The organism is Methanothermobacter sp. KEPCO 2 (assembly GCF_041228365.1).
Taxonomy (GTDB): Archaea; Methanobacteriota; Methanobacteria; order Methanobacteriales; family Methanothermobacteraceae; genus Methanothermobacter; species Methanothermobacter marburgensis.
Map to the genome: position 1 here is coordinate 1,106,037 of NZ_CP166185.1, position 15,862 is coordinate 1,121,898.

Annotated in this window: 4 protein-coding genes, 1 pseudogene and 1 CRISPR repeat array (1 of these 6 running past the window's edge); of the genes and pseudogenes, 4 read left to right on the forward strand and 1 reads right to left on the reverse strand. The window is 42.9% G+C overall.

Annotation, left to right across the window (positions count from 1 at the left end; translation table 11 throughout):
* Nucleotides 1–31 precede the first annotated feature (31 nt).
* Both AB9H23_RS05870 and AB9H23_RS05875 read left to right on the forward strand, forming a co-directional pair.
* Nucleotides 32–489 (forward strand): annotated as a pseudogene (locus tag AB9H23_RS05870) (hypothetical protein).
* A gap of 78 nt (nucleotides 490–567) precedes the next feature.
* Complete coding sequence (locus AB9H23_RS05875) at nucleotides 568–897, forward strand: hypothetical protein (RefSeq protein WP_370005960.1); 330 nt, start codon at nucleotides 568–570, stop codon at nucleotides 895–897.
* A 96-nt stretch (nucleotides 898–993) separates the two neighbouring features.
* Here the strand turns inward: AB9H23_RS05875 and AB9H23_RS05880 are convergent, their stop codons facing one another.
* Nucleotides 994–6,879, reverse strand: coding sequence for a DUF11 domain-containing protein (locus tag AB9H23_RS05880; RefSeq protein ID WP_370004488.1), 5,886 nt, complete (start codon nucleotides 6,877–6,879; stop codon nucleotides 994–996).
* A 229-nt stretch (nucleotides 6,880–7,108) separates the two neighbouring features.
* On the opposite strand from AB9H23_RS05880, the gene AB9H23_RS05885 reads away from it, so the two are divergent.
* The gene (locus tag AB9H23_RS05885) at nucleotides 7,109–7,768 is read left to right on the forward strand and encodes a hypothetical protein (protein ID WP_370004489.1); all 660 of its coding nucleotides are present in this window, start codon (nucleotides 7,109–7,111) and stop codon (nucleotides 7,766–7,768) included.
* A 33-nt stretch (nucleotides 7,769–7,801) separates the two neighbouring features.
* A complete protein-coding gene (locus AB9H23_RS05890) occupies nucleotides 7,802–8,155 on the forward strand; it encodes a hypothetical protein (protein WP_370004490.1) in 354 nt (117 codons plus the stop codon).
* A gap of 240 nt (nucleotides 8,156–8,395) precedes the next feature.
* A CRISPR array of direct repeats spans nucleotides 8,396–15,862; the repeat unit is 30 nt; unit sequence ATTTCCATACGATTTCGTCTAGTTTAAAGC; it runs 2,311 nt beyond the window's last position.

The following is a 15,862-nucleotide window of genomic DNA, read 5'->3' on the forward strand; positions in this document are numbered from 1 at the left end:
GTGGATTTATTAAGCACGGGGATTATTAATCATGTCACCCATCATCCTAATATTAATCTTCTGCGCCTCACTGATCGGTGTTATAATATCCGCGGACATCTTTGTGGACAAGATCGTTGATATCGGGAGGGAAGTTGGAATATCCCCGATAATACTGGGAGTTACGGTTGCAGCTGCAGGGACATCTCTTCCGGAATTCGGGTCCACCATGATCTCTGTCCTTACAGGTAGCCTGAACTCGGTGTGGGTGTGGTGATAGGTTCAAACATATGGAACATTGCAGGTATCATAGGAATATCTGCCACTCTCTCCTGTGCTGTCACAACAAACAGGGACGATATCCGGAGGGATGGAGTGTTCGGGCTTCTCAGCATCCTGATACTTTCATCTTTCATGCTCATGGGACCCATAGGTTCACTTACAGGTGCCGTTCTCCTCAGCCTCTATGGTGTTTACCTTTTAATTCTTATAAAGAAGCAGAGGAAATAACACAAGCCACCTCATAGAGGGTGGTGATGCTGGCTGGAAGACCATTGTAACTGCAGTTTTAAGTTTCGCCGCCTTTTGGTGTTCCGGAGGGTACTGGTTTACAGCGCAGTTGAAATTGCCGTGGCTCTCCATATTCCTGAGATGATAGTCGGCCTTTTTGCCCTTGCCATCGGAACAAGCCTTGCTGAACTTGTTGTCGCCGCTAACTCCGCAAGGAAGCACATGTGTAGCCTCTCACTGGGCACGGTACTGGGGAGTAACATATTCAATATCCTCATAGGCATAGGGGTTCCATCATTATTCGTAAAAATCCCTGTCGAGGCCCTCTCAATTGTGCTTGATGCCCCAGTTTTGATAGTTTTGACAGTTATTGTAATGTACTTCATGTGGACCAGATATGGAGCTTAGAAGAGTGGAAGGAGTCGTGCTTCTCATTATATACATAATCTATCTGTTAAGAATAGCAATCACAAGGTGAATTCTAAAAAAATAAAAGGAAAGGGTTTATTTTCTCCTGGATATCGCTGAACCTGCTGCCACAAGAAGCATTCCTGCAACAAGTGCAGTTAAAGGTGCTCCTGTTGGCTTCATTGGTACAGGTCTAGGTCCCGGTGATGGTCCCGGTGATGGTCCTGGACCTGGTGATGGCTCAACATCGATCTCAACGTCCGTGGTGTTGTTACCCCCACTTGAACCTGAGCTCACGGTTGCAACGTTGACGAATGTGCCGCGCCTTATGAGCTGAACCACGATGTCGAGGACTGCACTTGAACCTGCTGGGAGGTCTCCCACCATCCAGACACCAGTTGCAGGGTTGTATGAACCCCTGGTGGCGTTTGATGATATGTACCTCATGGCATCTGGCAGCCTGTCGGTAACCATTGTGTTAAGTGCTGTGTCGGGTCCATTGTTGGTTACCGTTATGGTGAACCTTACATTCTGACCAATGCGCACAGCCCTTCTATCCACTGTCTTGTTAATGGTGAGCTCTGCCCTTGGGTTAACCGTTACAGTGGCGTTTGCGCTTGTATCAGGGTTCGGGTTGTAGGTATCCGCCGTCACATCCGCAATGTTAACAAGAGTAGTGTTACTAACAGCAACCCTCGCAACAATCTCAAGCGTTGCAACAGCATCCTTAACCACTGAACCCACAATCCAGGCCCCAGTCACACCGTCATAAGTACCCTGACTAGCAACATGGCTCAGATACACAAGACCAGCCGGAAGCAGATCCGTGACAACAACACCAGCCGCAGTGTCAGGACCATCATTCCTCACTGAAACCGTAAACCTCACAGTATCAGTGAAGTTAGCAACACTCGCATTGACCACCTTATCAATCACCAGATAAGCAGCCGCAGGTACCCTAACCGTAACCTCAGCAGTATTGTTCTCAGGGTAAGGATCAAACTCTTTGCCCACAGCAAGAACCCTGTTTACAACATCACCAGTCCTATTCACAAGAACAGTGAAGTTCAGAGTCGCTGATGAACCAGGCAGAAGATCCCCAACCAGCCAGACACCGGTCAGTGGATTAAATGATCCCCTTGAAACATCATGAGACCTATAGACAAGTCCTGCAGGCAGGCTATCGGTTACAGTAACCCCTGTTGCATTATCAGGTCCATTGTTCATGACAGTCACATAGAAGGTTATCAGATCACCGAAATTCGGTGTGCTGTTACTAACCGTCTTAGTGACCGCAACATCCGCAGCAGGATACACAGTTACAGTGGCATTGGCACTTGTATCCGGATTCGGGTTGTAGGTATCCGCCGTCACATCCGCAATGTTAACCAGAGTAGTGTTACTAACAGCAACCCTCGCAACAATCTCAAGCGTTGCAACAGCATCCTTAACCACTGAACCCACAATCCAGGCCCCAGTCACACCGTCATAAGTACCCTGACTAGCAACATGGCTCAGATACACAAGACCAGCCGGAAGCAGATCCGTGACAACAACACCAGCCGCAGTGTCAGGACCATCATTCCTCACTGAAACCGTAAACCTCACAGTATCAGTGAAGTTAGCAACACTCGCATTGACCACCTTATCAATCACCAGATAAGCAGCCGCAGGTACCCTAACCGTAACCTCAGCAGTATTGTTCTCAGGGTAAGGATCAAACTCTTCACCCACAGCAAGAACCCTGTTTACAACATCACCAGTCCTATTCACAAGAACAGTGAAGTTCAGAGTCGCTGATGAACCAGGCAGAAGATCCCCAACCAGCCAGACACCGGTCAGTGGATTAAATGATCCCCTTGAAACATCATGAGACCTATAGACAAGTCCTGCAGGCAGGCTATCGGTTACAGTAACCCCTGTTGCATTATCAGGTCCATTGTTCATGACAGTCACATAGAAGGTTATCAGATCACCGAAATTCGGTGTGCTGTTACTAACCGTCTTAGTGACCGCAACATCCGCAGCAGGATACACAGTTACAGTGGCATTGGCACTTGTATCCGGATTCGGGTTGTAGGTATCCGCCGTCACATCCGCAATGTTAACCAGAGTAGTGTTACTAACAGCAACCCTCGCAACAATCTCAAGCGTTGCAACAGCATCCTTAACCACTGAACCCACAATCCAGGCCCCAGTCACACCGTCATAAGTACCCTGACTAGCAACATGGCTCAGATACACAAGACCAGCCGGAAGCAGATCCGTGACAACAACACCAGCCGCAGTGTCAGGACCATCATTCCTCACTGAAACCGTAAACCTCACAGTATCAGTGAAGTTAGCAACACTCGCATTGACCACCTTATCAATCACCAGATAAGCAGCCGCAGGTACCCTAACCGTAACCTCAGCAGTATTGTTCTCAGGGTAAGGATCAAACTCTTCACCCACAGCAAGAACCCTGTTTACAACATCACCAGTCCTATTCACAAGAACAGTGAAGTTCAGAGTCGCTGATGAACCAGGCAGAAGATCCCCAACTATCCATATGCATGCAAGTGGGTAGCATACTCCCTGTGATATCGCATGAGACCTATAGACAAGTCCTGCAGGCAGGCTCTCTGTTAAAGTGATTCCTGTTGCATTATCCGGTCCATTGTTCATGACAGTCACATAGAATGTTATCAGATCACCGAAGTTCGGTGTGCTGTTACTAACCGTCTTAGTGACTGCAACATCCGCAGATGGGTTCACGGTGAGTACAGCTGTGGCATTGTTGTTTGAAATATCTGGATCGTACTGGTCGTCGGCTGATGCATTCACATAGTTGGTGAAGATACCGGCAGCATTTGCAAGTACCTCAAGTACTAGGGTTGCTGATGACCCATTTGCGAGGTTGCCCACTGTCCATACGCCGCCAGCGAAGGTTCCCTGTGATGCTTCTGAACTCAGGATTGTGAGTGCTGCCGGTAGTATATCAGTTACAGTAACCCCTGTTGCATCGTTTGGTCCGTTATTTGTAACGGTAACAGTGAAGTTGGTGCGCTGTCCATTGTTGATGGGTGTTAAAAGGACCGTCTTCTGAACCGCGATATCTGCAAGTGGACGTCCGTTAATTACAGCTGCTGCGTAGTTGTTGGTCATGTCAGGATCATATTCTGTTGCTGTTACTGAGACTGTGTTTATGAGTTCGCCTGTTGCGTCAACGAGAGCCGTCAGGTTGAGTGTCTCTGAGGCGCCAGGTGCAAGTGAATCAACAGCCCAGACATAGAACTCTGGGAAGTAAACCCCTGCAGATGCCACATGGGACTGGTAGATAAGGCCTGCTGGCAGTCCGTCAACCGTCCTCACAACTGTGGCGGTGTCCGGTCCAAGGTTCGTTACCGTGATGTAGAACACGACGGTTTCACCGAAGTCCGGTGCGGTGTTGCTCACGGTCTTGGTGATCTTAACATCCGCTGATGGCCTCACATCGACTGTAACTGCATCAACATTGTCCTGTGGCATTGGGTCGGGCAGTTCTGATGATACATTGGCTATGTTTGTCTGGAATCCTGCCTGGGTTGCCCTCACAAAGAGTGTGAGTGTTGCCTGGAATAGGGCTGGAAGTGATCCCACATTCCATGTGCGGGTTGCCTCACTGAAGGTTCCCTGGGTAACCGTGTATGATATGATTGATAAACCTGCTGGGAGAAGATCCGTTACAACCACATTTGATGGCGTATCAGGTCCGGCGTTCCTCACGGTTACTGTGAAGGTTGCTGTTTCCCCGTTGTTTATAACGTATCTATCCACGGTCTTCTGGATACTGAGGTCAGCTGATACTGCATTAAGGACTGATATGGCATTATTGTTGGTCCTGTCAGGGTCGTATTCATTACCGGTCACTGAGACCGTGTTATTTGAATCTCCCGTAGTGTTAACAAGGACCGTGAGGTTCATCAGGGCTGATGCGGCATAGTTCAGTGTTCCTATGGTCCATACCCCTGTTAATGGGTTATATGAACCCTGTGTAACCGTGTGGGTGAGGTAGACGAGTCCCGGTGACAGTATATCAGTCACCTTGACTCCTGTAGCCGTGCTTGGACCCAGATTTGTGACTGCAACTGTGAAGGTCACATTGGATCCAAAGTTGGGCCTTGGGTTATCCACGTTCTTTATGATGCGTAGATCCGCCACAGGGATTCCACGCACATCCCGTGTCACGTTGTTGTTATCAGGGTTCGGGTCAAAGTTCGGTGATGTTACATTTGCAAAGTTTGTTAAGATGCCTGTAGCGTTGACCTTCGCGAGTATGGTGAGTGTTGCCACCTCAAGGTAGTTGAGTGTCCCCACGTACCATGTTCCCATGGTATAGATGCCCTTGGATGGTGTTGCACTTACCAGTATGAGACCAGCGGGTAGAATATCCTCCACCACAACTGCCGGTGCATTATCAGGACCCCTGTTGCTCACTGTGATTATGTACTGGATTATATCGCCCACATAGGGTTCAGAATTGCTCACGGACTTGTCGATGGTGAGGTCTGATGCTGGTGGAGAATTAAGCGTTGCTGATGCATAGTTGTTTGCCATGTTGGGGTCAAACACATCACCTGTCACGTTGGCGTTGTTAACTATGGTTCCCGTTGCTTCAACCATGGCTGTGATGTTGAGTGTCACAGTTTCAAAGTAGTTGAGGTTTCCTATGGTCCAGATGCCCGTGTTGTTATTGTAGGTACCCTTGGATGCCGTTGCTGATGCGAACTGGAGACCTGCTGGAAGTTTGTCAACAACATAGACCCCTGTACCGTTGTTGGGTCCGTAATTTACAACCGTCAAGGTGAAAGTAACCGTGTCCCCCATGTTGGGTGTTGCATTGTCAACAGTCTTTGCTATGGCAAGGTCTGCCTTCTCAACGGCCTTTATGGTTATGTTCTCACCAAAGTCTGAGTTGTAGTGGTAACTTGAACCGCTTCTGTCTGTTATAAGACCAAAGAGCCTTGTTACGCCGGCACCGGTCACGTTGAAGAGCCAGACTGATACAAAGTTCGTCTGTCCTGGTGAATCAAGGCGCACATTGTTGCTGGTGTTGGGTCCATATGTTACTGTTACATTCAGTGGCTGAAGAATAGCCGGGTTGTAGTTTGTAAGTGGAAGGTTAACAACATCATAGTTGGCTGACGATGTAGTTGATACAACGGTGACAGCTATCACATCCCCTATGGCTGGTGTGGGATTGCTCACAGTTATGGAGACCACATCGTTACGGTTCTGTGATACAAGTTTCTCAACGTATAGTGTGCCAGTTATTGTGTCCGGTGTTCCAGTGTTGGTGCCCCCAACCGTTACTGTGTAGCCTCTTGATTGTAGATACGCGGCGGTATTTCTTGAAACCTCCACGAGGTAGAATACGTCCACAGTGGCACCTGGAGCTATGTCCCCAAGATATTTGTTTGGGGTCTCATTTGTCGCAAGGTAGATGTATGGACTGGTTGGTGCAACGAAGGTCAAATTTGCTGTTACATTGTTTGCCGTTGTTAGTGCATTATTCTTAACCCTGATCTGGATCAGGTACTGGTTTGGCCCAACATTCACATTGTTGTGGTCAAGTCCGAGGGTATCCCATGAACCCTTGGTCAGCTGCAGTGTACCGAGTCTGAAGTCAGCTGTGGCCCTACCTGATTCATCAAGGGTCACGGTCTTTGATGGTATCACATGCCCGGGAGCAACCGCTGATACCACGAATGTCCTATCAGGTGACTGAAGACTGACAGAGTATCTCCCATCAGGACCTGTTAAACCTGAAGCAAGATTAGAACCGTTCATGGACGCCACATTTATAACTGCACCCTCAAATGGTTCTGTACTGTTACAGTATGTTACCGTACCAGTGATAATCGAATCAGAGTCGGTCTGGTTGTCAGTGTCTGCAGCGCTCGCAGTTCCAACTGCAACCATTAGAAGAAGAATTGATAGTGTCAGTGTAAATTTTCTCATTTTTCACCCCCCCTTTATTTTTTTACACAAACTCTTTTATGTAAGCCATTGTATTTATAATGTTCTAAATGATTCCAGTATTACATGAAAATCCTTAAAGTATGGCATCAGGGCGTAACTGAAGAAAAATTGACGAAAAGCTCGTATTTTGATTTCATGATATATATGGCCACGTCAAAATCCGACGATTTTGAATGAATACTTATATAATAAAAGTGAACACATATTTATGAAATCTGTACTTCTCCTTGGAAGGGGGCTCTCAGAGTACACCGACATGTTCAACCTTAAAGATGATGAACTTGCAGGGAAGAGGATACTTGACTGTGCCGCAGGTGTGAGTTCCTTCAGGAGCGAAATGAATAGAAAGGGTTTTGATGTAACTGCAGTTGACCCCATCTACAGTAGAAAACCAGATGAACTCGAAGCCCTGGCAGAAGAGAGTTTTAAGAGGCACAGAATATTCCATGGTGATTTCCTCAGTGGAATTAAGGTTAAGGGCGTGCCACTTGAAGATTACAGGAGGGCCGTGTTCAGGAAGTTCCTGAGTGACTACCGAGAAGACCCTGCAGGTTACATTGCCGGGGAACTGCCACATCTACCATTCAGTGACCTGCAGTTTGATCTTGTCCTATCTGCAAATCTCCTCTTCCTCTATGAGGAAAAACTGAGTTACAGGTTCCATGTTGAGGCTGTGCGTGAGATGCTGAGGGTGGGACGAGAGGTGAGGATATTTCCGGTTACCAACATTCACAGAAGAAGGAGGTCCATATACCTTCAGGGGATAATGGATGAATTTGCTGATCATGAAATACTTATCCAGCGCGTCCCATACCATGAGGAGACCGGGTGTAATGAAATGTTAATTATAAAATCAATTGAGAGTTGATGATCTGATTCATCATTTATGGGAGGTGTTTCTGTGAGAAGAGTTACCATCGCTGCTTTAATTGTATCGATTGTTTTTGTGGGGTTCATAGTCTTCAGCGAATCTTCCTATGGCCTTATATCCCCATCAAAGGCCATTAAGGTTGTTAAAAAATCCGTTCCAGGGGATTACAGTAAGTTAAAGTTGAAGGCGAAACTGATAAAGAAGCCCCCAAGGCACATCTCAGGTTTTAATACGAGGGGGAAGATTGTCCGTCTTAGAGTTAAGAGGCCCGTCTACCATGTCCTGGTGTATGACTGGAATCCCTCCAGTCCCTCCTACAAAATGGTGATTGGTGAGGCATGGGTTGACGCTGTAAGTGGAAGGTTTCTCTGTGGGGCCGGATGAGCCCTCATTTTTTATTCGTTATAGCTATATATTACGAAGTCAAGTCATGTCAATTTCAATCCCAATTTGGTCTGATTTTAAGATATTTTGCTGCAGTGAAAGAGGAATCCGTGAATGTCCCGCATATCCCAATTTGGTCTGATTTTAAGATATTTCCAATTCAAGAACTTAACCACACACAATACCAAATATTTATTTACATAATTTATCTATTGAACTAATTGTCAACTAATAGTTGATATTTCCATACGATTTCGTCTAGTTTAAAGCGGGCCAATAGGCCCTGTGGAGGCGTATCTGAAGTGGAATTTCCATACGATTTCGTCTAGTTTAAAGCTGTATATTTATCCATATTTATCATCTCCTGTTTTTCATTTCCATACGATTTCGTCTAGTTTAAAGCCTTGCCCTGATAATTCGAGGGCGGCCTCTAGTTTCCTCTATTTCCATACGATTTCGTCTAGTTTAAAGCCCTGTTACATTCCATAGTCCCGTTACATTCCAATTTCCATACGATTTCGTCTAGTTTAAAGCCCCTACCACTACCCTACCACCACCTGAAGGAGGATAAATTTCCATACGATTTCGTCTAGTTTAAAGCATTATGCTGAAACCTCATTCTTTGTTAATGATGAGGAATTTCCATACGATTTCGTCTAGTTTAAAGCTATAATCCTGAATTTCTGGAGGAAAAGACTTTGATAGATTTCCATACGATTTCGTCTAGTTTAAAGCTGAAACAGACACTTGAGGATTACGGGGTAGATATCGGATTTCCATACGATTTCGTCTAGTTTAAAGCTAACCTATCTTGGAGGTGAACCGACAGATTTTGGGGTATTTCCATACGATTTCGTCTAGTTTAAAGCCCTATCCCAATGTGGTGTCGGTGCACACATTATAGATGGTTATTTCCATACGATTTCGTCTAGTTTAAAGCTGATTTAATTATTTTTATATCATCATATTTCTCATCTTATTTCCATACGATTTCGTCTAGTTTAAAGCAAGTCCAGTGACTCCTCCACCCGGAGACGAATATCGCCTATTTCCATACGATTTCGTCTAGTTTAAAGCGCTGGTGGCCCTGCAGGAGCACCAAGCACTTCAAGGTATTTCCATACGATTTCGTCTAGTTTAAAGCTTGTGTAGGCGTCCTGGGCGGCGGTGCGGAGGATGTATTTCCATACGATTTCGTCTAGTTTAAAGCTAATATACCCCTACGGCACCACCATCTAGACGACTTAATTTCCATACGATTTCGTCTAGTTTAAAGCGCTTTTGCATCGGAGCATATATATGCAAAAGAGTATAATTTCCATACGATTTCGTCTAGTTTAAAGCGCTTTTGCATCGGAGCATATATATGCAAAAGAGTATAATTTCCATACGATTTCGTCTAGTTTAAAGCCCGCATATTTTTCACTGTGAGGTGAAGATGTTCTCTGAATTTCCATACGATTTCGTCTAGTTTAAAGCTTTTAACCGGAACCTATCCCTACGCGGCCGGAGAACCCCATTTCCATACGATTTCGTCTAGTTTAAAGCAAACATACTCCTCCACAACATCCCCGAGGAGGTGGAAATTTCCATACGATTTCGTCTAGTTTAAAGCTCGCCAACCGCCCCCCCTCACCGAAGAGTCCCCTCAATTTCCATACGATTTCGTCTAGTTTAAAGCAGTTTAGGTTCAAAGCCCCTCCCAGGGAAAATATGGATTTCCATACGATTTCGTCTAGTTTAAAGCTCGAAAACCCATACCCCCCATGGAGTCTTTCAGCGTCACCCAATTTCCATACGATTTCGTCTAGTTTAAAGCACTATGCCTCCTTTTAATCTTTTCAAGCAAAAAAAGATTTCCATACGATTTCGTCTAGTTTAAAGCGATGTTCATCTCTATCACCACGCATCCGCAAACTTTTATTTCCATACGATTTCGTCTAGTTTAAAGCCCATTCTGATGGCCTCAAGGGCAGCATTAGCATTACGATTTCCATACGATTTCGTCTAGTTTAAAGCATGTTGTGTATTTCTTCTTCAATGTCTTCAATATACCATTTCCATACGATTTCGTCTAGTTTAAAGCATTGCTTATTCTCCTGGATATTCGTTATATATTGAATTTCCATACGATTTCGTCTAGTTTAAAGCTCCATATCCTCAAGTCCATATCCTAAAGTCCATATCCTATTTCCATACGATTTCGTCTAGTTTAAAGCCACCACATCGTACATGATGTGGGTAGATGGTTGAACTATTTCCATACGATTTCGTCTAGTTTAAAGCCCCTCTGCGAGGCCCTCCAGAAGTACGTCGATGAGAAATTTCCATACGATTTCGTCTAGTTTAAAGCATTAAAGAATATTACCTATATTAACGCCTATGTGGAATTTCCATACGATTTCGTCTAGTTTAAAGCGAGCCTACCATCCACATTCCTGGATAGACTAGTTTCATTTCCATACGATTTCGTCTAGTTTAAAGCCATTATCACCGGTGTTTAATGACCTAATAAGATACATATTTCCATACGATTTCGTCTAGTTTAAAGCAGGAAGGATTTTTTCCACCCTTTTCCTTATTTTGTCACATTTCCATACGATTTCGTCTAGTTTAAAGCTGTTCATCCAGTACATGAAATAGATGATTGAGGTGAATTTCCATACGATTTCGTCTAGTTTAAAGCTATTAGGCTCGGCGTTGGGGAATCAGATGTTGCAGGGATTTCCATACGATTTCGTCTAGTTTAAAGCGGAATGTCGTCGCATCATCAACACCCACCCCCGTCTGATTTCCATACGATTTCGTCTAGTTTAAAGCCCGTGGAAGGGGATACGCTCCGATTTCAGGAGCATAAATTTCCATACGATTTCGTCTAGTTTAAAGCTATTAGGCTCGGCGTTGGGGAATCAGATGTTGCAGGGATTTCCATACGATTTCGTCTAGTTTAAAGCTGGATGAACTGGATGGAGAAACCTACAATCTGGAAGATTTCCATACGATTTCGTCTAGTTTAAAGCGAAGAATTAGGTAGGAAACCTATAGAGATAAGGGAAATTTCCATACGATTTCGTCTAGTTTAAAGCATGTCAGGGTAATCATAGAATCTGATTAGCCCTGATGGATTTCCATACGATTTCGTCTAGTTTAAAGCCCGGTCCCAATCCGAGTAGGAGGCCATACCGTAGACCCATTTCCATACGATTTCGTCTAGTTTAAAGCCCTGCATAGTCCCAGAGACGGACTCCACGGTGACACGATTTCCATACGATTTCGTCTAGTTTAAAGCACATGGGCCAAAAAGACATACCAGGCCACCCTAACATATTTCCATACGATTTCGTCTAGTTTAAAGCTTGGCACTAAATCACCCGTCACATATAGATGAAATCCGGGATTTCCATACGATTTCGTCTAGTTTAAAGCTAATGAAAATAATGAACATATAACTGTATACCCAATATATTTCCATACGATTTCGTCTAGTTTAAAGCTTGGCACTAAATCACCCGTCACATATAGATGAAATCCGGGATTTCCATACGATTTCGTCTAGTTTAAAGCTAATGAAAATAATGAACATATAACTGTATACCCAATATATTTCCATACGATTTCGTCTAGTTTAAAGCTCTTTAACTTTGACACACCAGTCATCAACCAGGGGCATTACTATTTCCATACGATTTCGTCTAGTTTAAAGCTGTTTGAATCTGCGGAGCCACTTGTTCACGGCGGTGAATTTCCATACGATTTCGTCTAGTTTAAAGCTTCCCCGTCATCCTCCACTTTCTCGGCTTGCCCTGAATTTCCATACGATTTCGTCTAGTTTAAAGCATTTTTTTAATGATTTAATCGATAATTGATAGTTGAGATTTCCATACGATTTCGTCTAGTTTAAAGCACAATACGCATTAATTAAACTTGAAGATTACTTATTTATTTCCATACGATTTCGTCTAGTTTAAAGCATGTCCTCTCATGCTCACCAATGGTGTGTGGCCCATATTTCCATACGATTTCGTCTAGTTTAAAGCACGCTAGTGATGCCCTCATTGAGATAAAAGACTCCAATTTCCATACGATTTCGTCTAGTTTAAAGCACTGCTTTCAGCATCCCCTCATGTGGTGTTCCACTGTATTTCCATACGATTTCGTCTAGTTTAAAGCGCAGAGGAGTATCTGCTCATATGTTGCATTCGCGTGATTTCCATACGATTTCGTCTAGTTTAAAGCACTGCTTTCAGCATCCCCTCATGTGGTGTTCCACTGTATTTCCATACGATTTCGTCTAGTTTAAAGCAATTTAAGGATAGGCAGGATGAAGCCGCGGCCTCGGCATTTCCATACGATTTCGTCTAGTTTAAAGCTTTCTTCTTCAATATTATCTAAATATTGAATTTTCTATTTCCATACGATTTCGTCTAGTTTAAAGCTCTTCGAGCAGAGGAAAGCCAGACCCACATTCATACATTTCCATACGATTTCGTCTAGTTTAAAGCCAATAATGAGAGATTGATAAGAATAAAAAGAATGATAATTTCCATACGATTTCGTCTAGTTTAAAGCCAGAATGTATTTCTATCTTTCTGTGCCCTCTATCAACACATTTCCATACGATTTCGTCTAGTTTAAAGCATTGGTTGGGTGCCTGTGGCCTTGCAGAACATTTCACCATTTCCATACGATTTCGTCTAGTTTAAAGCACAACAAAAGACTCTGAGGACCCATCAGGTCGTCTAATTTCCATACGATTTCGTCTAGTTTAAAGCCGTCGACACCGCGCCCATAAAGAAATACAAGGGGAAATTTCCATACGATTTCGTCTAGTTTAAAGCCTGATCATCCTCACTGCAGGGGCGAATAGTCGTACTGATTTCCATACGATTTCGTCTAGTTTAAAGCTGATAACCAAGCAAGAACTTGCCAGTCGTTTAGATGCATTTCCATACGATTTCGTCTAGTTTAAAGCAAGCAAGTGGTATCTCAACGAAAACATGTTCCTCCTCAATTTCCATACGATTTCGTCTAGTTTAAAGCCAAAGCACTCATCGAAAACAGCGACCTCCTACGCCGATATTTCCATACGATTTCGTCTAGTTTAAAGCTCATCTGATATTCCAGATGAAGATAGGAGAAAAAATTTCCATACGATTTCGTCTAGTTTAAAGCATAAATTTTTAAAATCAGTAAACATATTATATTCAACGCATTTCCATACGATTTCGTCTAGTTTAAAGCCTGTCAAGAGAACAACTAAGAGGAAGACTAAAAAAGAATTTCCATACGATTTCGTCTAGTTTAAAGCGAACAATACCAATATATTATCGATTAATTCATCTAATTTCCATACGATTTCGTCTAGTTTAAAGCCACCAATCCTATAGTTAAAAGTACCAAGTATTGTCGCTATTTCCATACGATTTCGTCTAGTTTAAAGCGCTCACTTTCTGTTTTAGGATTAAAGTAGAACCTTAATTTCCATACGATTTCGTCTAGTTTAAAGCGAATCCTCCTCAACAGTCTTCATACAATACTTCAAAATTTCCATACGATTTCGTCTAGTTTAAAGCATATGAACACAACAAATATGCAATATTTACACATTAATTTCCATACGATTTCGTCTAGTTTAAAGCCAACATATATTATGCTAAACAAATAATAAACAAAAAAATTTCCATACGATTTCGTCTAGTTTAAAGCGATGGATCCCCCACAATCAAGAGTCGGGGTTGATGAATTTCCATACGATTTCGTCTAGTTTAAAGCAAAATAAACTTTTTACATAAAATATAAATTCTTTTTTTATTTCCATACGATTTCGTCTAGTTTAAAGCCTTGCACGCCTCCCATCTTCATCGGCGCCTGTAGCGTATTTCCATACGATTTCGTCTAGTTTAAAGCTGTATTCCATAACCTGTATTCCATAGCCGTATTCCAATTTCCATACGATTTCGTCTAGTTTAAAGCCTGAAATCTCTCATCAACACAGATGAGAGATTAATCGAAAATTTCCATACGATTTCGTCTAGTTTAAAGCTATCCTGAAGTCCATATCCTGAAGTCAAAATAAAAAAATTTCCATACGATTTCGTCTAGTTTAAAGCAATAAAATACACACTAATTAAACTTGAAGATTACTTAATTTCCATACGATTTCGTCTAGTTTAAAGCCCTTGGCACTCTTCAGGTTAACTGGTTGCATGTGTCATTTCCATACGATTTCGTCTAGTTTAAAGCTATCCATCTATATCACCCTCTATCTCTTTTTTTAATCATTTCCATACGATTTCGTCTAGTTTAAAGCCCAGTACCGTTCGGTGAATGCGGATTACAGTTTCATCTGATTTCCATACGATTTCGTCTAGTTTAAAGCTTACTGAACTTCTTGAGATATTCATTACTGTCCATCAATTTCCATACGATTTCGTCTAGTTTAAAGCACATGAGGTTATTGTCTCGCGCCTGCAAACCCTTATTTCCATACGATTTCGTCTAGTTTAAAGCTATCCATCTATATCACCCTCTATCTCTTTTTTTAATCATTTCCATACGATTTCGTCTAGTTTAAAGCCCAGTACCGTTCGGTGAATGCGGATTACAGTTTCATCTGATTTCCATACGATTTCGTCTAGTTTAAAGCTTACTGAACTTCTTGAGATATTCATTACTGTCCATCAATTTCCATACGATTTCGTCTAGTTTAAAGCACATGAGGTTATTGTCTCGCGCCTGCAAACCCTTATTTCCATACGATTTCGTCTAGTTTAAAGCTTGTGTTATTATCCCAACTTCAACCAATTGTTTACTATTTCCATACGATTTCGTCTAGTTTAAAGCCAATCCTCAGCAGCCCTTTTCATCGTGCTAATCGCGTATTTCCATACGATTTCGTCTAGTTTAAAGCCCTGAACTTATCCATACATCAATCACCTCCTTTTTTGTTCATAATTTCCATACGATTTCGTCTAGTTTAAAGCGATGGTGGAGGAACTCCCAGGGGAGGTTGAAATCACGATATTTCCATACGATTTCGTCTAGTTTAAAGCCATACTTAGAGGAGGCCCCGCCCTCCTGCTCAAACCGTACCATGATTTCCATACGATTTCGTCTAGTTTAAAGCTATATAAATGAAGTTGGCTACAACGGTGAATATGAAGATTTCCATACGATTTCGTCTAGTTTAAAGCTATGCTACAGCAAATACTGTAGCAACAGAAGGGTGATAATTTCCATACGATTTCGTCTAGTTTAAAGCACTGAAGATAAAAAAAGATACGATAATGTCACAATGATTTCCATACGATTTCGTCTAGTTTAAAGCCTGAACAGGTATCCATAGGTGGTGGATCCGGTCATCTTATTTCCATACGATTTCGTCTAGTTTAAAGCCACCCTCGGCCTCATGAACACTTTCCGCAATTTCAATGATTTCCATACGATTTCGTCTAGTTTAAAGCGATCTAAAGAAACTGAATATTGGGTTCTATACGAGATTTCCATACGATTTCGTCTAGTTTAAAGCTATATGTAGTGGGTGATTTAGTACCAAAAAACGCCAAAATATTTCCATACGATTTCGTCTAGTTTAAAGCCTTCATTATGGGGTCGGATCGGCAGGTGAAGGAGAATTTCCATACGATTTCGTCTAGTTTAAAGCTGAAAATAGAACGTATCGTAGTGGTCGTTAGTGAATTATTTCCA